This window comes from Vibrio sp. 10N.247.311.49 (assembly GCF_041467655.1).
Lineage (GTDB): Bacteria > Pseudomonadota > Gammaproteobacteria > Enterobacterales > Vibrionaceae > Vibrio > Vibrio crassostreae_C.
On sequence record NZ_JBFSVA010000001.1, the window covers coordinates 205,146 to 224,093 of the forward strand.

Genomic DNA, 18,948 nt, shown 5'->3' on the forward strand with positions numbered 1-18,948 from the left:
TTGCTAACCAACAACAACGAAAATAGAGAAACATGCAGAGATTAGCGCGCACAAACCACATGAAAAAATTACATATTATCTTTACCGCTCTTATCCTTATGATATTAGCCGGATGCACCTCAACGTCGGCTGTCGGCAGTTCTAAAACAAAGGAATATGCCAAGTCACATGCTCTTGCTGGTAAAGCTTCTTGGTATGGCGATAAATTCCATGGAAGGCTCACAGCAAGTGGTGAGACGTATAATATGAATGCGAATACTGCGGCTCATAAAACCTTGCCATTCGGGACTATCGTGAGAGTGACCAATACAGACAATAACAAGTATGTTGATGTGAAAATTAATGATCGAGGCCCTTATGTAAAAGGCAGAGTGATCGACCTGTCGCACAAGGCATTTGCAAAAATCGGCAACGTTAAACAAGGCACCGTGCCTGTTAAAATCGAGATTGTTGATGATAGTAATACCTTTCGATATAAACACTAGAATCCCCTCCTAACCTCCCCTTGGTGTACATCTACGATCCCTTACCAGTAGTGGGAAAGGGGAGGAACAGAACCTCGATATCGGTGAATCAATAGCTCATTTATGCTTACTCAATAAGGCTGCTTTGTAGCCTTTTTTGTGCCTTTCGATAATCCATTTTTAATAAGATTATCTTATTTCTAATATGTGGTTTGATGATGTTATGTGGTCAATAAATCAGTGTCTTAGCTTTCTTGTTATTAGGGTTCATTGAAATTCATTGTGAAATAATGAAAAGCTGAACTAATCCAAAATTGGTTGTGGCGGGCGTGTAATAGAAAGGGGGAGGTACAATTGATAGGAGAAGAAGACTCTCGAAGTGAGGGAAATTACATTTCGTTACTCACTGAAGTAAATCTGAAATATTAGTGACACGGTTCTGAAATTTTTGGTGTTTAGCTTATGTGATTCTATATCGAATTCAAATAAGGAAATACCCGTGAAGCTAACCCCTGTCGTTGCAGCCGTAATTATGTCTTTCAGTTCAGCAAGTTTTGCTTTTAGCTTGCAACAATCTGCTAATGAAAACAGTGAAGATCTCGTATGGACAGGGCACCTAAGCCCAGACAGCGACACGGTAATGTCTGCGATGCTCGCGGCTCATATCTATGGCGGTACAGCGACAGTACCAGAGCCTATCAATCCAGAATCCACCTTCATCTTGAACTACTGTAATGCTGAATCTCCCCGCGTAGAGACAGATTACTCTTCATATCGAGTGGGGCTGGTGGATTTCAATCAAGTCACTCAACTAGCACCAACTATCGACCAAGCATCGATTGTTGCTGTGGTTGATCATCACGCTATTGGTGGCTCACCGATTAACACCCCACAGATTGTCGAGATGGATATTCGAGGTTGGGGATCGGCTGCAACTATTCTGGCTGACAACGCTGAAAAGCTGGATGTGACACTACCTAAGCACCTTGCTTGTGTAGGCTTAGGCGCAATTCTCTCTGATACCGTGGTATTCCAATCATCAACCACTACTGAGCATGATCGTGAGTATGCTGAAAAGCTGGCAAAAGTTGCAGGTATTTCAGATATCGAAGATTTCGGTCAACAGATGCTGATTGCTAAGTCGGATCTCAGTCACCTTTCTTCTGAAACCATTCTGACGCTGGATTACAAAAACTTTAAATACGGTGGCAAACAGGTGGGTATCGGTGTCGCTGAAACGCTAACGGCTCAACAACTGATTGACCGTAAAGATGAGCTTTTGGCGGCTATGAAAGCCTACAAAGAAGAGAACGGCTTGGACCATCTGTTCTTCTCTATCACAGACACTAAGAACAAAGAAGCTAACTTATTGTGGGTGGATGAAAGCGACTATCAAGTGATTAAATCGGCTTTCAACGCTGAACCAACAAGCGATATGCTGACCCTAGAAGGCGTCACTTCGCGTAAGCGTCAGATTGGCCCTGCGGTACAAAAGGCAATTGAGAGTTTGTAGAGAGTAAGAGCCGTTACTTTATAAATAAGTAGTGAAGGGATTGGTAGAGATACTAATCCCTTTTTGTTTTGGGTGTGTTGAATTGGGTTTGGATAAAGTTGAGTTACGTTTTTTCTAATTTGACAAAGTTTATGGATAACCCGGATCTAACATAGCTCTTTATGACACGAACCCCCAAGGACATTCACGACCAACCACGTGAAGAGTTAGGCTTAGAGCAGCCTTAAACAAGTAACCAATCCTAGTCGCGGCCTTCCATTCTCGGTAAGTTAGTATTCATAGCTTGAACTAATAATACAGTGTTTTATTGTTTATAGTAAATCCCAGACAGAATGACTAACAGGACAATGAAATGACCTCAATCAAAACTATTGGTTTAACAGCTATCGCACTTGCACTTATGACAATTACTGGCTGTACCAGCTTAAAGGTAAAGGCTGCGAACGCCTTCGTGTCTGACCCAATTATCACACACGCAGACCACGACCAACTTACCGAAGCCAGTTCGAAAATCGATGGTATCCGTTATACATCAATGACGACGACGATCATCACGACCAAAGCAGCAAAGCGCACAAATGGAGTTGCTCGCGTAGACATCGAGGCTGATGGAATCGAAGAGGTGCAATCAAAATGGCATGGTGAAGAACACGTTTGTCAGATGTACCACGATCGTATGAACAATCCAGAAACTGAGGGCCTGTCAGACATCGTTGGTAATGGATTGGCGCTGAACTACCAGATCGCAATTCGTGGTGTTGATGGTCAGTCCTATACTTGTTCTGGGCATGTAGATCCACAATAACAAAAAATAACACTGCGCTTTACTGGGTCTATTTCAAAAGTTGGAAACGAATTTTTTTTATCGCTGTTTGGTGAGTAATGTGCCTGTTTTTCACATTAGCTAGTTGTATTACTCGTGCCATACCTAATGAAACGTTTAAGGCACTTTCGAGATAGGAAGTGCCAAAGGTAAAAATTCATCCTACGAAGCTTCTGGACATAAATGAGTTTCGAAGAACCAAGTATTAGCAAATCACGAATTAGCATAAGTATGAAAAGTCACTAAGCTCACTGTCCAGTATTGTTTTTACACAAATCTGACATTGATGAATGCCATAAGCTATCGATATAAACATCAATATATTGTATTATTATATCCGTATTTATACTTATTAGGATTTTCTATGTTGATTCACGAATTTTCGAATAAGGACGTTACCGCTGAGCATGTAATTTTAGCTCAAGCAATACTAGCAGGGACTGCTCAAGGTGATAAAAGTAAAGCACAGCGCTTTATGATTTTTGTAAATGAGATTCCAGATGCGCCGACTGTGCAAAACCTGATTCCACGCTTTAGTCAATTTATGAAGCTCTTTAAAGCCAGCTGACATTCAAAATACGTTACACAGGGATGTGTAATTAAGATCACCAACTCCCCCCTAACCACTACCTACTTTTAAACTCTATCTGACCCTATGCTCGCTCTATATCTAGCCATTGTTGTCGGAGGACAATAGAGTTTGATCAATTTTAAAAACGTTTCTGGACAATTCCGTGTCAGTGACTTTTCTAAATTAGTATTTAATGAATAACTACAGGTATAACAAAGTAATTGTTGAGCGCTAATGGGAAGAATTGGTTTATGGTGCGAAAGCAACTGAATTCATATAAAATAGCATAACTAATTGATTCCTATATTTATCAGAGGCAAAGATGAAAAAAACTTTAATTGCAATCAGCTGTACAGCGATCATCGGTGGTGGTGCCTTGGTTGCCAATAACATGTTGATTAAGAATGCAGCAGAAACTGTGACCAGTGAAGTTGAAAGCTCACTAATTGGACTAAAAAACCAATTCATTGATGCCCAACTGATCGATACGGAAATCAACAATAACAATATCAAGCAGAATTTCGCTATCTACATAAACAATGGTTCAAAAAGACTTCCTGAACCAATCTACCTAAGCCACACAGCAACGGTTGCGCCATTCGGACTTAGCGTTGAAGGTAATTTTAGTCTCCCGAAGGATAAAGGACTTACCTCAACGTTAATCAGAGAGGTAGCAAGCTTAAATGAAAGCATAAAATACACATTCGATACCAGCAATCAGTCTTTAGATCTACAAAGCAACTTCTCACTTGGAGAAATCAATACAGGCCGCTCAAGCAACTTCAAACTTGGCGATGTTGAGATTCTGTTTAAAGGCAATAAAGAAGCCTTCACTACATCCACAAAAATTGACGGAATTAGAATCTCTGAAAGAAGAGAACAGGCCTATATAAACGGCATTGAGCTTAAGTCAAATATCACTAATGACACCCATAATACTGAAATAATTGCAAATGATGGAGGTTTCAACGATCGATCTGGTGGATTTAGCTTCAAAGACGCGAAGTTTCATTCAGCAATTACAATTGAAGACAATACGAGCCTGAAGCTTGATTGGAAAGTTGACTCACTAGATCTTCAATCTCCAAACATCACCCAACTATCGAACAAACTTGGCTTAAGTGGTGAGATTAAAGGAGTTAATACTCAAGAGCTTAATAGCTTCATCGGTTTGATTGAAAGAAATCCTACAGAGGAAACAATTGAGGCTGCTTTTAAATCCATAATAGGTAATGGGATCAAATTCGAGAATATCAACATCTTCGTTAATGACTCAAGTTCCGATGGAGAAATTGAAATAATGCCTAAAAATTATAAAGGCTTAACTAACCGAGAATCAGAAGAGGCATTTGAGAAGTCCCTTAAAGTTGACTTCAATGTCACTATCACACCAAAGCTAGTTAAATTACTTGAAATCAACCAAAACGCATTGGACAGACTGTGGAACGAAGAAGAGTCAGGTAACTACACCACAACGATCAAGCAATCACTTGGGAAGACATTCATCAATGGCGTCGAAGCGAACTAACATTTCGTTCAAAAGTCTATTGCCGCCTTGCTATTTGAACATGCTAGGCGGCATGAATTCTCAGCTAAAGTACCAAAAGTACTCCATATATAGTAACGCCTTTCTTCACCGCATAAAATTAACTCAAAAGTTTTAAATATCCCTATGGTCGATACTGCATATCTGAGAAATTCTGAAGGGTAGACTCGGTCGGATTACCTCTTATAGGGTTAATATATATAAACACGATATTTACTATCTCGAACTCTAACCAACAATGGGGCAAATCCGTGTTAGCCCAACCTCCCTCGGTAATCACACCAACCTCAAATTCCCTCCTAATCTCCCCTTAATCCGTATTTTCGACCCATTATGATTTCGTGGAAAGGGGAGGAACAGAATGCCGATGGCGGCATGTGCATTTACACATTCAGCGCCAAAGAAGGTTCTCCCCCTCGGTCGTCAATCTAAAGGGGGGCGATGAACTCAACTTGAGGGGGAGTTAGAGGGGGAGGGTGTTTCAAAATCGACGAATACACGGCAGCCTATCAGCTATTGAAAGCACTGCGATTGAGCCTGATATGAATGGAACGCACATACGTTCCAATTGAAAGGTTTAGCGTTCTAAAACTCACAACGTATAAGCGTTATTCGATTCCAGCCACTCTTTTACCGCTCGGTTAAAAGTGACCAACTTCTGCGGTGTTACTCTTCTTTGAGCATAGATAAGGCTTAGCTTTTGGGCTTTAATCGACCATTCTGGGAACACGTGAATAAGCTCACTTTTTTTGAGCTGCTCTTCAACTTGATAGAACGGCAAGCTGGCGACACCTATCCCTTGCATCGCTAACTCTAAAATTGAACTGTAGGTATTCGAGCTAACGCTTCCGGTTACTTCAACATGGTAGGTTTGTTCGCCATTGATCAACTCCAGCTGATTCCAACGTTCATTTTGACTGTTAAGAATGAAGCTGCATTTATGGATGTCTTTGGTGGTAATGAGTGGGTTAGTCGATGCGTAACCTGCACTGCAAACGAGAACATTGCGGATGTGCCCGAGATCGTTGGCAATCACATCATTAGGGAGTTCATCGTAGGCTCGGAAAGCAATGTCAAAGTCGCCAGACTCTATCTTCTTTTTCATCGGCCCAAAGTCGAGAATCAAATCCACTTTTGGATACTCTTGCTTGAAAGTAGGGATGATATGACGACAAAGCGCACGCCCAAACTCTATCGGTGCGGTAATTTTTAAATCGCCCGCCACTTCCTGCGTCATGTCTAAGACACGCATTTCCGCTTCGGTTGCTAATAGTTGAATTTGCTTCGCTTTCGAATACAACTCTTCACCCACTTCTGTGAGGCTGATAGAACGAGTCGTTCTGTGAAACAGCTTAGAGTTCAATGTTTCTTCGAGTCGTTGTACATGCCGAGACACCAAACCTTTTGACACATCCAATACTTCAGCGGCCTTGGTGAAGCTTAGCTCTTCGGCGACAGTCAAGAAGGTCTGCATATAAATCAAATTCATCATTAACACCATTTAGTAAACAGTTAAGTCATTTTGTACTGTTTTTCTCACTCCTTCAAGAAACTAAGATTCAAAACGTAAACAGAAAGGAGAAGAACAATGAACAAATTACTACTTATTACCGCTGCAATGGCTGCCTCTATGAATGTTTCAGCTGCCTCTGTTGTAGAAAGCAACCCAACATTGGTTGGAGACTCATTCGGCTTTGTTGAAGGCCCTACATGGGATGTGGAACATCAACGTTTCTTGTTTAGCGATATTCCAAATAACACAACCTATTCTTACGACCTTAACGGCAAGTTGAGCGTTTTTGATGACAATTCTGGCTATGCCAATGGTCTCGATATTGATGCCAAAGGCAACCTGTGGGCTGCCCGCCATGATAGAAAGCTGTCGTACCGTCAGGGCAACGGAGAGAAAGTGATTGTCGCTGCAACGTATAACGGCAAGCTGCTTAATAGCCCGAACGATTTAACCGTTAATAGCGATGGAAGCGTGTGGTTTACCGATCCTCCGTTTGGTATCCAAGGTTACGGCCCAGCAAAGGCAGAACCAGAGCAAGCGGTTAATGGCGTTTATCGTTACCTAAATGGTGATCTAAAGTTGATCACTGGAGAGTTCAAGTTACCAAACGGCATCGCTTTTTCTTCTGATGAATCTTCGTTATACGTTGCCGACACATCTGATGGCTGGGTATACCGATTTGATGTTGATGGACAGTCACTCAGCAATAAGACGCAATTTGCTCAAGTGAAAGCGGAGTCTGGCTCTGAACCTATGGTTGATGGCGTTGCTGTTGATGCCGATGACAACCTCTTTGTTGCAGCGCATGGTGGCGTGGGTGTGTTCGATAAAGACGGTAAGCAAATAGACTTCATTGCTATCGATGCGGGCCATATCAGCAATCTAGAAATTGGCGGGAAACAGCAAGATTTACTGATGGTAACGGCATACAACAAAGTGTTGGTGTTCAAGCTTAAGTAATACCTTACACAAACGAAAATAAAAAGGGACGGGTAGAAATACCGGTCCCTTTTCTCATTTGAATAGGTCGAAAGTGGGTTAGCTCGATGCGCAGTAATGATGCTGCCGACGATTAAGGCTTAGGCTGATTAGCTTCTATATCAAGGGCCGTCTGGTTTGGCCTACTGAAATACTTCTTCCATTTTATTGGCATCATAGGAATGACGATCAGGCTAATACCGACAAGGGTCAACATGTCTGGAATCTCGTCAAACCACATCACGCCAAATAGGGTCACAAACACCAACCCCGAATATTCTGCGAGAGCAATTTGGTTTGCTGGCGCTTTTTTATAAGCGACCACCACAAGGGCATGGTACCCCAGAACGAATAGGTTGATTGCCATAATCCACCCAACATGACGCCATTCAATCGCCGCCCATGCAGGCAGAGCAAGAGCCAACGCCAGCGGTAGAGTCATCACACTGGTCCAAAATAGTGTCGAGATAATGTGTTGTTCTGCGTGAAGACGTTTAATCAAAATATTGCCGACACCCATCGCGAGCGCACTGCCTAAGCCCGCAATAGCGGCCCAGTGAAATTGCTCTGGACGCAACACGATTAACACACCCACGAAGCCAATCAGTGTCGCGACCACTTTTGATGATGTCGGCTTCTCTTTCAGTAAAACAATAGAAAGCGGGAGCATAAGAATGGGCCCAACATAGAACATCGCATTTGCGGTCGCCAAGGTGAGGTGTGTGATGGCAATCATTGCGCAGCCACTACCTACTAGGATGAATTGAGCCCGTAAGAAGTTGATGCGACAGCCACCTTGCATGCGCGTCTCTCTGGGTAGCTTTAGCCAAAAAGGAAGCAGCAACATCACGCTCAATAGCTGGCGGATAAACACATATTGGAACGTGGGCACTTCGCCATTCAGTACTTTTAGTGAAACGTCTGAAAAGGAGGCGAGCAGGTTGGCGAATACTAAGAGCAAAATCGCGTGGTTGGTGGCTTTGGTCATACAGAAACGGCGCTACATATTTGTCATACAATTATGGGCGCACATAATACATGAGAATCGAAAATATGTAAGAACAAAAAACCAAGTAAGAACAATGTCGTTCGATGCTTAGTGATATGGGGTGCGAGATCTGCTATTACGACCTGAGTTCAGTAGGTGAGTGCCCAGTCCAATTCGGTATTTATCGAATAATCGAATGAATATGCAACAATATCAGCGCATTGGAGATCATCGCTGTTTGAGCCTACTTGGCAGAGAGACACTGTCGGGTAGGATCTCGCAGCTCAATAATGGTATTGCCTGTGTCTTTTCGTTTGAAAGCAGAGTCATTAACTTGAGCATTGCTGAAGTCAGTGCGAAACAAGTCGGCACGCAGTAAATCGACGTTGAGCATTTGGGCGTAACTCATGTTGGCGTTACGTAGGTCAGCATCGCGGAAGCTCGTATTGTTGAGGTTCGCGTGGCTGAAATTGGCATAGGTGATGTCAGCCTCATTCATGTTCGCACCCGATAAATCGGCGCCACTAAAATCAGTACGTATCAGGTTGGCGCAACGAAGGTCAACATCTTGAAGCGCTAGATTACTTAGATCGGTATTACCTAATTGTGCTCGTTCGCCGCCTTGGTTTTCCAACCACAATTTATGCTGATCTAAAATAGAATCGAGTTGTTGTCAGAGTTTGTTGGTCGAAAGCGAGATCAGTTTTAGGCGATTCAAAGAAAAGCAAACAACCAAGTTAGTCATCTCGGTTATTTGCTTTAGATTTGTTGCTTTTATGGTGAATGGACGAGCGCTTTTCGAGGTTAAAGCGTGTTTTTGTACACCTTGCCGTCTTTCATGATCAGTTTTTGTGTCTCTGTGTTCGCCACACATGCAACACTTTCCAGTGGGTTGCCATCGATGATCAATAGGTCGGCATACGCGCCTTCAACGATCTGACCTAACTTGCCTTCTTGGTATGGGTGTTGGTAGGTCGACATTTCGAACAAGCGACCACAGTTTGATGTCGCCATGCGAAGCGCGGTGATGGTATCGAATACTTGCTCAATCGCACCAAGTTCATTCAATTGTGTCGCGTGAACGTTGGTTTCACCTACACAGTCAGTGCCAAAAGCGATGTTCTGGATGTCGTATTTCTTAATCAGTTCTGCTGACTTGAACATCGCTTTGCCTACGCGTTCTGTCTTGCGGTATGTCTCTTCATTTGGCAGCGGGATCTTACGCTCTGCAATCAATGAAGAGGTAAAGTAAGAAGGAATCACCCAAATGCCTTTCTCTTTAATGATTTCGGCAATGTCGTCGTCCATGATGGTCGCGTGTTCGAAAGACATCACGCCCGCTTCAGCTGCTCGGCGCATCGCATCAGAGGTGTGGATGTGCGCAGCGACATAAGTGCCGTAATCTGAAGCGGCCTCAACTGCGGCTTTCATCTCGTCTGATGTAAATTGCAATGTGTCTAGCGGGTCGAAGGTTGAAGATGCGCCACCGCCAGCCATGATCTTGATTTGTGATGCGCCCATGAATAGCTGTTCACGCACCGCTTTCAATACTTCTGAACGCCCATCGGCCACTTTCATTGAGCCTTGCTTCATCATTGGTGAATCTTCATGGCCGTTTGCTAAACGCTCTTGTGCTTGGTTTTGACGGTAATCTGAGTGACCACAAGTTTGCGAGATAGCCGCCATTGACGGAAGAATACGTGGGCCAGTGGCATAGCCCTTGTCGATGCTGTTTTTAAGGCCAAGCGTATTACCCGCCACGTCGCGAATGGTAGTAAAACCGCGCATTAACATCTCTTCTGAAATCTTTGCTGAGCGAATCGCCACTTCTTCACGCGTCATGGTATCAATGACATTGAATGGTGCAGATAAAGTGATATGAACGTGTGCATCAATCAGGCCTGGCATGACTGTACCGCCTTGAGCATCAATCGTTTCATCGGCAATCGTTGGGTCAATCTCTCCAATCTGAGGGATCAAGTTATCTTCGATGAGGATTGATACGTTCTCGATTAAGTTGTTATCAACACCGTTAAATACGTTCGCGTTAGTGATTAGCTTTTTCATAGTCTGCACCTTTTGGAAATGAGTGTGTGTCGCTGATGGGGTCATCATATGGGGCGCAGCATTTGAAGAATGGCCATTTGGTGACAAGCAATGACGAGACTTATCTTTTGGTGCTTTTCTATATTTCTAAGTTTTTCCTACTCGAACGTTAAGGTGTATTTCAAATCGTCGTCACCTTGTGTTGAGAATCAATTTACCGAACTGTAACTGGCTATAAAACGGAAGGCCTAAGGAAAATACTGAATGAGTTCATTGGCTTATAGGTCGAACGTTAAATTGACAATATCTTATAAAATGTTAAATCGGTGTCAGTATTTGGGGCTCTGACATTGGTCTGAAATTTAAGTTCGTTCTATGAGGCAACATCCTTACATTAAGATAAATATATGCTTAAGGATTAACTCATGAAAAAACAAAATATCTCGGCAGTCGCCCTTCTAGCACTGATTATTACAGGTTGTGGAGGAGAAAGTTCATCAGGAGGTGACAGCACAACGTCTAATAACGCTAATGTTCCAAGTAATCCAAGTAATCCAAGTAATCCAAGTAATCCAAGTAATTCAAGTAATCCGAGTAATACCGGCTCATCATCTACCTCTCAGCAGCCTGACATTAAAGCTCTTAGCAACAATATGATTTTTGCTATCGAAGGTTTTATCGAAGAAACGGATCCAATCAGAAATTTCTCATCTATTACCGTCAAAAATGAGCTGCCTGCGTTCAAGAGTGGAGATACTCAGAAGGTTGATGTGACTATCGCTGTACCAACAATCGTTATCGATAATGGCAGCAACTTTGTTAACGATTGGCACTGTTACGAAACCACAGGATTAAGCGCGCAAAGGAAGAATCATCAATTACTTGTGGACGGTACAATTTCTGAATATCGATACGATATGCAAAGTAACTCTTGTTCTAGTGAGCACTTGGGATCGTATGTGTTTAATGATGCGGTGTTCGACAGTTCGTTGGAATTTAAAACCGTTGGCAGCGTAGTTTCCAAAGATGGGAGCGGGATAGAGTCTAATTTACCTACTTACGATTTTATCGCTCAAGCTTATGGAGAGCAGTCAAAAGAGCGGTTTGGTGATTCTTGGGAATTATTACAGCGCGACAAAATTAACGCAGCAGCTAAGGAGGTTGGGGCCTCGATCTTTGAGTTGAACACTTCATCTGGAAAGATCGATTTGGATCTAGGTCAGCTTAATAGCGACACTCTCATCGATTTCGCTTCACTAGATACAAATCAATTATTGAATGGTGCGATTTGGGGGATGCCCGGTCAAGGCGTTGCCGATGAAAAATGGTGCCGAATTGTGAATATTCCAGAAGATCTAAGTCAGAACAGTATCAAGTACCAATCTGTTATCTCGACAAATTGTGCGAGGTCGACACAACGTTATTGTGATGCCTTTGGTTCATCGTTTTCGAGTGGTAACTACCCACCAGCAGCTCCTATCGCTTGGGACAATAATACGGCGAGTAATGCCCAGTTGAACTCAGATGAGCAGTACCGAAGAGATGCTCAAGGTCACTTTGTTGTGAACAGTTCTGGTCAGAATGCGTTTGTCCTCTCATCCAATTCGGTTGTGATTCCTATTTTCGGTTACACCAGTCCACGAAGTGATGGGCAAATTAACAATGCCGGTCTTAATAGTTGGGCTGGTCACGAAGGTCACTGCCAAAACGTGATGAATAGCCGACACACAAAGATGGGGATTGGATACAAAGCCAGTAAGTCAGATGCATCGAAGATGTCTTATTGGACGCAAGATTTCAATTAACACACTCATTGCTTAAATAAAGGTCATCCATTTAGCGTCGCTATTCTTTCTTTAGTTGGTAGTGGCAGGTTACTTGGTAGTAGCAGATCACTCGAGAGTGCCATTTTACTTTACAGTGATACGTGGGCGATCAGGATTATTGAAGGTGGAGGGGCGAAGACACTATGACGATTCATTTGTGTTGTGAATGATTTTGAGTAGTGTCATGAAATGGTAAGTTTTGCTTCGATTCGAACGCTAAGATGTATTTCAAATCAAGGCTACTTATCAAATTAGAGAGAGACAGAATGATTAAATCAGACAAAGTTTACGGGTTCAACACACCACAACGTCTATTCGTAGGTTACACGTTAGCCGTGCTGGTGGACTTGGTCGTACTTAACTTCTTCGATGAGTACTGGGACTTCGTCAACATTGAGTCTTTCACTATCTCTTTGATTGCGGCGTTGTTGTTGAAGCTCTCTATTGGTTTAGAGCACAAGATTGCCGAGCACTTCAAAAGCAAGCCGGGCACCGCGCCTAAGGTTTACCGAGCAATCACCACTTATATCATCTTGGTGGGCTCAAAATTCGTGATGCTAGAAGCGATTAACCTTCTGTTCGGAGATAAGGTGAGTTTTACAGGCCCTTGGGGCGGTGTTGTCGCGTTCTTCGCGGTGGTATTTACGATTCTGGTTGCTGAAGTGATTGTATCGAAGATCTACTTTGCTCTGGATGACAAACAAGATTCAAATGTGAAAGCGCTTAAAGAGACCAACGCGTAACACAACATAAAATACCTATGTGAATAACAGACGAGCCAGCTGAATAAGCTGGCTCGTTTTCGTTTGAGTTGCGATAACCAATTCGATACGCTAATTGGCTTTATTTTTCGTAAACCACCCCCCCGCGCAACACCGTCATCAACACCTGAGTTTTGGCTATTTGTCTTGCCGATATGGTCGTGATGTCTCGGTCGAGAATGGCGAAGTCCGCTGATTTTCCTACCTCAATAGATCCAGTGATGTCGTCGATGCCCAAGCTAGAAGCGGCATTAATCGTGTAAGCGTCGATAGCCGTGTAGATATCAGTTAGGCCTGTTTTACCCATGATTAGGCTATTCGCGATGCCGACTAAAGGGTTGATGTCGTGTACGTTCCAATCACTGCTTAAGGTGATATTCGCGTCGGTCTTGAGTATTGCGTCTAAGTTCATCATAGCTTTAGCTCGGCGAGCACCAAGGAAAGCTTCGGCCCATTGGTGTTGATGCCTTGCAACGTAATCAGAGCCGACTTGGAAATCTGCGGTTACGTCTAATTGGCGAAAGCGTGGCACATCTTCATCATTGATTAATTCGACATGGGTTAGGGTGTAGGGTTTGGTTGAGCCTTGTTTGCGAATACTTTCTATTGCATCAAGAGATTCACGAACCGCGCCATCACCAATGGCATGAATGTGGGCGCTAAACCCTATTTTTTCGAGCGCAGTTAGCCACTCTTTCATTTGTTCTGGCGGAATATAGTTCAAGCCATTAGGAGACAGGGGTAGATAGGTATCTAAGTAGGGTGCGAGCGTTTTGGCGGTGCCATTGATAAAGATGCCGTCGCTGTACATTTTCACCTGATCGACAAGTAACAGACGGCTTTTATCGTCGGAATACATCTTCTCAAAGACTTCTAATTGAGAAGGTATCGCCATCGATGGATACACCCAAGGGCGCAGCGACACACGCGCCGTTAAGTCTTGATTTTGCTCGGCCTCTAGCCAAACGTCATACCAACCTCGTTTCCAATACATGCGACCGTCGCCAATGGTGGTGATGCCGTGGGCTGCCGCTTCCTCAAGTCCGAACATTAAGCCTTGGTAGCTTTGCTCAAACAGTTCGCTTTGGCTGTTCCACGCCATCTCCATCACTTGATCGCCAGCATTGTCTAGCAAGATGCCATTGAGCTTGCCGCTATCAGGATCTTTTAAATAAGCGCCACCTTGTGGATCCGGAGATTGTTGGCTGATTCGGGCGATTTTTAGTGCTTTGGAGTTGACCCACATTGAGTGTGATGTCTGCTCCATGATCACCACAGGGCGATCCGGGAAGATACTGTCGATGATCTCTAGTGGCGTGTAGTCAGAGTCGCAATCGAGCGTCGCTTCTAAAGAAAAACCATAACCCATTAGCCAACCTCTGCCATCGGTATCAGCATTGATCTTACACGCTTCTAAGTAGGGAATTTGCTCTTCTAACGTTGCTTCAGAGTCGAGTTCACAATTGCCACCCAGCTCTGAGGCGGCTTCAAACACATGGTTATGGTTGTCAATGAATCCCGGAAGAACAAAGGCATTGTCTAGGTCAATGACATCAGTGCTTTGCCCTTGAAAAGTTTGTGCCTGCGATTTGTTACCGATGAAGATGATCTTGCCTTTGTGGGTAACGATCGAGTCTGACTCACGATGCCCATATATATCAGCATTGATAAAGATCTGGTCAGCATTTTGGTTATGAACAGATGTTTGCGCTTGAACTGCTGTTTGTGTTTGAACTGCTGTTTGCGCTTGGACAACGGTGTTGGCTTGTGCAAGCACCGGCGCTACGGCCGATAAGCTTGCGAGTAATGCTATCCATGCAGTGCGTGACAGAGTGAGCTTGTTATTCATTATTATGTCTTCCATGTTCCACTGTTTAGTAAGTATAGAAAGCGAGTGGCCAGAATCATATCGTGAATTTTTAATAATAAAGTGTCCTTGATTGCTCTCTTGTTTGCATGTAATTCCAATATCTTTTGAGGTGGTTGTGGGAATACAGCTCATGAATAAAGGATTACGAATCCATTCGCAGACTAAACGATTCACATAAGGTTCTGAATAAATTACAGTTAAGTGAACTATAAAAATGGATTTAACGTATTACCAAAGATGTAAGTTTATGTTTTCACGAGACTTACTCGCATTACTAATAAAAACAAGTCGAGGTTAGGATGAAAAAAATATTATTGCTGCTTAGCGTGATCTTATTGGGTGGTTGTGTTGGCATGCCCGAAACGGTTAAGCCTGTTCAACAGTTTGAGTTGGAACGATACCTAGGGAAATGGTACGAAGTGGCTCGTTTGGATCACTCGTTTGAGCGCGGCTTAAGTAATGTGAGCGCTGAATACAGCCTGCGTGATGATGGTGGCGTGAAGGTGATTAACCGTGGATACTCTGCCGAAGAGGGTGAGTGGAACGAAGCGGAAGGAAAAGCGTACTTCGTTGAAGGCTCTGAACAAGGCTATTTGAAAGTGTCTTTCTTTGGCCCTTTCTACGGTGCTTATGTGGTGTTTGAATTGGACAAAGAGGGATACCAGTACGCGTTTGTTTCTGGCCCTGACACCGATTACTTATGGCTGCTTTCAAGAACACCAGAAGTTGCGCCAGAGGTGATGGAGAAGTTCAAAAGCATGTCTAAAGAGCGTGGCTTCAACACTGACAAGTTGATTTTTGTAGAGCACACAAAATAACGATTTCTGGCTTCTATTTGTCTTTACCTAACTTTACGTATTTACCCTATAAAACGTAATGATATTAGGCGAAAATAGCATCAAGTTTAGAGACATAAAGTGGTCATTATGAGTAATTCGTTATCGAAAAAGACTGTTGTTTTCCATTGGCTTACCGGTATTTTGTTCCTTGTCGTGTTTGTGATTGGACTTCAATTTGAAGGTATGCCGCGAGGCCCCGAAAAAGGTGAGTTGATGGGGCTACACAAATCGTTGGGTTTGATTGTTTTAGTTGTCGCACTTTCACGCTTGGTATTGCGTTTTAAAGAGGGCGCAATTGAGAGTGTTGCCGTATTGACGAGAGCACAAGAAATCGCAGCGAAAAGTGTTCACCACTTCTTATTGTTGGTGACGTTGGCGATGCCAATTTCTGGTGCTGTGATGAGTTTTGCTGGTGGGCGTGCATTAGACGTGTTCGGTTTCGAGCTTATCGCTGCTGGTGAAAAAACCGAATGGTTACAGTCTGCGGCTTCTTTTGTTCATGTCAATTCAGTGAACCTGATTATGGTGGCACTTGCTCTGCATGTATTAGGCGCATTGAAGCATCAGTTTGTCGATAAAGATGGCACGCTAAGTCGTATGCTTGGTCGCTCATAGCCTGACGTTAAAGTTAACGATTTAATACGAAAACACTCGGCATATACCGAGTGTTTTTTTGTTTGTGCTATCTGAACTCATTGGTTAAGCTTGCTTGCGAACCTGCAACACGCTCAGTATTGATAGAAACAGGAAGAACGCAGGATCACTCCAGCCAAAGCCAACAAAGATTCCTGTAAACGCTGCATACAGTGTGATGATGGCACCCAGCATATTGGTCACAACCAAACCTTGGATGAGCTTTTTGGCACTGACTCCGGGCTCAATATCTCGCAATAACCAGCTTATCGCGGCAATACCACCCAAAAAGATACTGGTGTGTTGAGAGAGAAAGTAAGCGTACTTATCATTAATTTCCACGCCGTACATGGGCCACATTACCGTTGGGATAAAAAACAGTGCGATGGCAAACCCTGCGTAAATAATGCCGTGTAGGCTAAGAAAAGTTTTGTTGTTCATTACGTATCTCTCTACTTATTACTTAGCGACTTAGCGATTCAGTATCTTTGTTGTCATTCAGCGAATGAACAAGTTTGATTAACCGTTGATTGGGCCTCTATTAATGGTAGTTAATGGCTGATTGACGTCAAAAATCACCCCACGCACTTCCGCTACGCCCATCTCTTTTAAGCGAGCAGCGTGCATCGCCAGATAGGTTTCAGCACTCAGCTGATCTTCAAATAAGTAGACGCCGCCGCCCAGCTTTTCTGCTTCGCTCTCTGTCCAGATTTTCCAGATCATGCCCGGTTCGTTGTTAATAGACTTTGCTAGGTCAACGAGTGCGTTTGACATCTCTTCACCAAATGGGCCGCTAAATTCAAAATCGACTTGTAATAATTTCATGGTTATTTCTCCAAACAGTTACTTGGTGTTGCGCTGAGACTCATGGTCATTTCGCAAAACATAGGAGGCTTGATTGCCTGTTGAAATAGATATTACCTGTAAAAAACAGACAGAAAAGTTCATAATATAGTTATTAACTGTCAGGATTTTAGACCGATGAGATTGAAAACCACCCTCGACCAATGGCAAACGCTTTACGAAATTGACCGTGCAGGCAGCATTCAGGCTGCGGCACTACAATTGAACAAGAGTCACACCACGCTGATCTATGCGCTGAGAAAATTGGAGGACCAATTAGGCGTGACTTTAGTGCAGGTTGAAGGTCGTAGGGCGGTATTGTCGGAGGATGGGAAATCACTGTTGCGCCGTGCGAGCAGTATGTTGGAACAAGCTCGCGAGCTAGAGTTGATCAGTGAACAGTTAGCGAAAGGTGTTGAGTCTGAAATTGTGGTTGCTGTTGATCACTTGTGCTGCCTTGAACGCCTTTATCAACCGATGGCTACATTTTTGGCGGAGAACAACACCACATCGATACAAGTGATTGAAACGTCTCTGTCTAAAACAACCGAAATGGTGACTCAAGAACTGGCTGATGTGGCTATCATCAACTTGCCTATTACTAATTACTCAGCCGAAGCCTTTGGTTTTACGATGATGGAGCCAGTAGTTGCTAGCTCACATCCGTTAGCAAGTGCCGTTTCAGTGTCGTTGAATCAACTGTCGTCTTTGCCACAAATTGTGGTGCGAGATTTAGGTACACGATCTAATCAAGGCACTAAAAGCCAAGGGAACAAACAGGATGTGGGCTGGTTGAAGTCGAGTCAGCGTATTACGGTGGATAATTTCGACCATGCGTTTGGCGCGGTAGAGCAGGGGGTTGGGTATTGTCGACTACCAAAGCACATTGTTGAAAGTCGAGGTAGCGACAAGCTCACTGTGTTGAATGTCGAAAATGGCAGTGGGTATCACGTTCCGCTGCACCTGACTTTACCAAAAGGAGCCAAGACAGGCCCTGCTGCTAAACGTTTCTATGAGTTACTTCTTGAGTCAGCTTCAAATGCGAGCTAACGGTTAAATATTCTAAGATTAACGAGGCTGGTTGCCGTTCAAGAATAGCGCGACACATTCGCGAGTGTAGTGAAGTCTTTCTTCTTCAGATTCTCCGCTATCGTGTCCGAAGAATCCCCAATACACCGATTTGCCGTGAAACATCAGCAACAGTTGGCGTGCTGCAATGACTGGTGAGCTTGATGTCGACAGTGTGAGATCACCAGAGTCTATTTTCGACTGCAAATAATCAGCGAGTAATTTTGTGGTTTTCTGAGGGCCAGTTTCTAAATAGATAGAGGCGATCTCTGGATGCGTATTCGCTTGGCTAATGGCATTTTGAAAGGTTTGTCTAGATTGTTCATCAAGTAATAAATCCTGAAACTTCACACCAAATTTCACCAACTCATCACCCACCGCAGCATCCATATCAAAGGCAGCAGGACTGAGTTCTCGCTCCGCACACTTGGTTTGCATGCAGGTTTCGAAAAGTTCGTCTTTGTTTTTAAAGTGAGAGTAGACCGTTTGCTTGGAAACGTTCGCTGCTTTGGCTATTTGATCCATATTGATCTTGAAGCCATGTTCAGAGAAAAGTTGGCTGGCTGCGGTTAAGATCTGCGATCTCTTCTGTTCACTCTTGATGATTTTTGTCACGTGCTTGCTTCTCGTTACTTGGTGTTGGGTCGTTACCTAGCTTGTCTCTTT

The 18,948-nt window shown here is 43.5% G+C and carries 19 protein-coding genes; 11 read left to right on the forward strand and 8 right to left on the reverse strand.

The features are described 5' to 3' along the window. Positions 1 to 32: 32 nt before the first annotated feature. The 5 genes from AB6E54_RS00895 (at position 33) to AB6E54_RS00915 (ending at position 4,899) form a co-directional block, all read left to right on the forward strand. Positions 33 to 485, forward strand: a complete 453-nt coding sequence (locus AB6E54_RS00895) for a septal ring lytic transglycosylase RlpA family protein (RefSeq protein ID WP_372107288.1) — start codon at positions 33 to 35, stop codon at positions 483 to 485. A 478-nt stretch (positions 486 to 963) separates the two neighbouring features. After that, the gene (locus tag AB6E54_RS00900; RefSeq protein WP_102498429.1) at positions 964 to 1,977 is read left to right on the forward strand and encodes a manganese-dependent inorganic pyrophosphatase; all 1,014 of its coding nucleotides are present in this window, start codon (positions 964 to 966) and stop codon (positions 1,975 to 1,977) included. A gap of 352 nt (positions 1,978 to 2,329) precedes the next feature. Then, positions 2,330 to 2,782 (forward strand): hypothetical protein, encoded by a 453-nt coding sequence (locus AB6E54_RS00905; protein ID WP_017089087.1) that lies wholly within the window; start codon positions 2,330 to 2,332, stop codon positions 2,780 to 2,782. A 382-nt stretch (positions 2,783 to 3,164) separates the two neighbouring features. Next, on the forward strand, positions 3,165 to 3,368 hold the full coding sequence (locus AB6E54_RS00910) for a pyrophosphatase (RefSeq protein ID WP_102420170.1): 204 nt from the start codon (positions 3,165 to 3,167) through the stop codon (positions 3,366 to 3,368). Between the two features lie 325 nt (positions 3,369 to 3,693). Beyond that, positions 3,694 to 4,899: a hypothetical protein gene (locus AB6E54_RS00915; RefSeq protein ID WP_017068538.1), complete on the forward strand. Its 1,206-nt coding sequence runs from the start codon at positions 3,694 to 3,696 to the stop codon at positions 4,897 to 4,899. Between the two features lie 610 nt (positions 4,900 to 5,509). Here AB6E54_RS00915 and AB6E54_RS00920 read toward each other — a convergent pair. Next, positions 5,510 to 6,406 (reverse strand): LysR family transcriptional regulator, encoded by an 897-nt coding sequence (locus AB6E54_RS00920; RefSeq protein WP_102332975.1) that lies wholly within the window; start codon positions 6,404 to 6,406, stop codon positions 5,510 to 5,512. A 99-nt stretch (positions 6,407 to 6,505) separates the two neighbouring features. Between AB6E54_RS00920 and AB6E54_RS00925 the strand changes: the two genes are divergently transcribed. Beyond that, positions 6,506 to 7,390 (forward strand): SMP-30/gluconolactonase/LRE family protein, encoded by an 885-nt coding sequence (locus AB6E54_RS00925; RefSeq protein ID WP_065584373.1) that lies wholly within the window; start codon positions 6,506 to 6,508, stop codon positions 7,388 to 7,390. 112 nt (positions 7,391 to 7,502) lie between these two features. On the opposite strand, the gene AB6E54_RS00930 is transcribed toward AB6E54_RS00925, so the two are convergent. The 3 genes from AB6E54_RS00930 to AB6E54_RS00940 all read right to left on the reverse strand — a co-directional run bounded on the left by AB6E54_RS00930 (position 7,503) and on the right by AB6E54_RS00940 (position 10,463). Further along, positions 7,503 to 8,396 carry a DMT family transporter gene (locus AB6E54_RS00930; protein WP_102332974.1) on the reverse strand — a complete coding sequence of 298 codons (894 nt, stop codon included), beginning with the start codon at positions 8,394 to 8,396 and terminating at the stop codon, positions 7,503 to 7,505. Positions 8,397 to 8,640: 244 nt separating this feature from the next. Further along, positions 8,641 to 9,036 carry a pentapeptide repeat-containing protein gene (locus tag AB6E54_RS00935; RefSeq protein ID WP_017060189.1) on the reverse strand — a complete coding sequence of 132 codons (396 nt, stop codon included), beginning with the start codon at positions 9,034 to 9,036 and terminating at the stop codon, positions 8,641 to 8,643. A gap of 164 nt (positions 9,037 to 9,200) precedes the next feature. Then, positions 9,201 to 10,463: an amidohydrolase family protein gene (locus AB6E54_RS00940; protein WP_372106172.1), complete on the reverse strand. Its 1,263-nt coding sequence runs from the start codon at positions 10,461 to 10,463 to the stop codon at positions 9,201 to 9,203. Between the two features lie 404 nt (positions 10,464 to 10,867). Here AB6E54_RS00940 and AB6E54_RS00945 point away from each other — a divergent pair, with 404 nt between their 5' ends. Both AB6E54_RS00945 and AB6E54_RS00950 read left to right on the forward strand, forming a co-directional pair. Beyond that, positions 10,868 to 12,247: a CAP domain-containing protein gene (locus AB6E54_RS00945; protein ID WP_372168709.1), complete on the forward strand. Its 1,380-nt coding sequence runs from the start codon at positions 10,868 to 10,870 to the stop codon at positions 12,245 to 12,247. A gap of 287 nt (positions 12,248 to 12,534) precedes the next feature. Next, the gene (locus AB6E54_RS00950) at positions 12,535 to 13,011 is read left to right on the forward strand and encodes a hypothetical protein (RefSeq protein ID WP_065584369.1); all 477 of its coding nucleotides are present in this window, start codon (positions 12,535 to 12,537) and stop codon (positions 13,009 to 13,011) included. A 100-nt stretch (positions 13,012 to 13,111) separates the two neighbouring features. Here AB6E54_RS00950 and AB6E54_RS00955 read toward each other — a convergent pair whose 3' ends face one another. Beyond that, positions 13,112 to 14,878 (reverse strand): amidohydrolase, encoded by a 1,767-nt coding sequence (locus AB6E54_RS00955; protein ID WP_372106174.1) that lies wholly within the window; start codon positions 14,876 to 14,878, stop codon positions 13,112 to 13,114. Between the two features lie 320 nt (positions 14,879 to 15,198). Here AB6E54_RS00955 and AB6E54_RS00960 point away from each other — a divergent pair, with 320 nt between their 5' ends. Beyond that, positions 15,199 to 15,717 carry a lipocalin family protein gene (locus AB6E54_RS00960; RefSeq protein ID WP_102429133.1) on the forward strand — a complete coding sequence of 173 codons (519 nt, stop codon included), beginning with the start codon at positions 15,199 to 15,201 and terminating at the stop codon, positions 15,715 to 15,717. A gap of 108 nt (positions 15,718 to 15,825) precedes the next feature. Then, complete coding sequence (locus tag AB6E54_RS00965) at positions 15,826 to 16,353, forward strand: cytochrome b (protein WP_372106175.1); 528 nt, start codon at positions 15,826 to 15,828, stop codon at positions 16,351 to 16,353. An 84-nt stretch (positions 16,354 to 16,437) separates the two neighbouring features. Here AB6E54_RS00965 and AB6E54_RS00970 read toward each other — a convergent pair whose 3' ends face one another. Both AB6E54_RS00970 and AB6E54_RS00975 read right to left on the reverse strand, forming a co-directional pair. After that, positions 16,438 to 16,812, reverse strand: coding sequence for a hypothetical protein (locus AB6E54_RS00970; RefSeq protein ID WP_372058585.1), 375 nt, complete (start codon positions 16,810 to 16,812; stop codon positions 16,438 to 16,440). 78 nt (positions 16,813 to 16,890) lie between these two features. Next, on the reverse strand, positions 16,891 to 17,196 hold the full coding sequence (locus tag AB6E54_RS00975) for a monooxygenase (protein WP_065584365.1): 306 nt from the start codon (positions 17,194 to 17,196) through the stop codon (positions 16,891 to 16,893). Between the two features lie 156 nt (positions 17,197 to 17,352). Here AB6E54_RS00975 and AB6E54_RS00980 point away from each other — a divergent pair, with 156 nt between their 5' ends. Beyond that, positions 17,353 to 18,264 (forward strand): LysR family transcriptional regulator, encoded by a 912-nt coding sequence (locus AB6E54_RS00980; RefSeq protein ID WP_372106176.1) that lies wholly within the window; start codon positions 17,353 to 17,355, stop codon positions 18,262 to 18,264. A gap of 18 nt (positions 18,265 to 18,282) precedes the next feature. Here the strand turns inward: AB6E54_RS00980 and AB6E54_RS00985 are convergent, their stop codons facing one another. Continuing rightward, on the reverse strand, positions 18,283 to 18,897 hold the full coding sequence (locus tag AB6E54_RS00985) for a TetR/AcrR family transcriptional regulator (protein ID WP_102548253.1): 615 nt from the start codon (positions 18,895 to 18,897) through the stop codon (positions 18,283 to 18,285). Positions 18,898 to 18,948 lie beyond the last annotated feature (51 nt).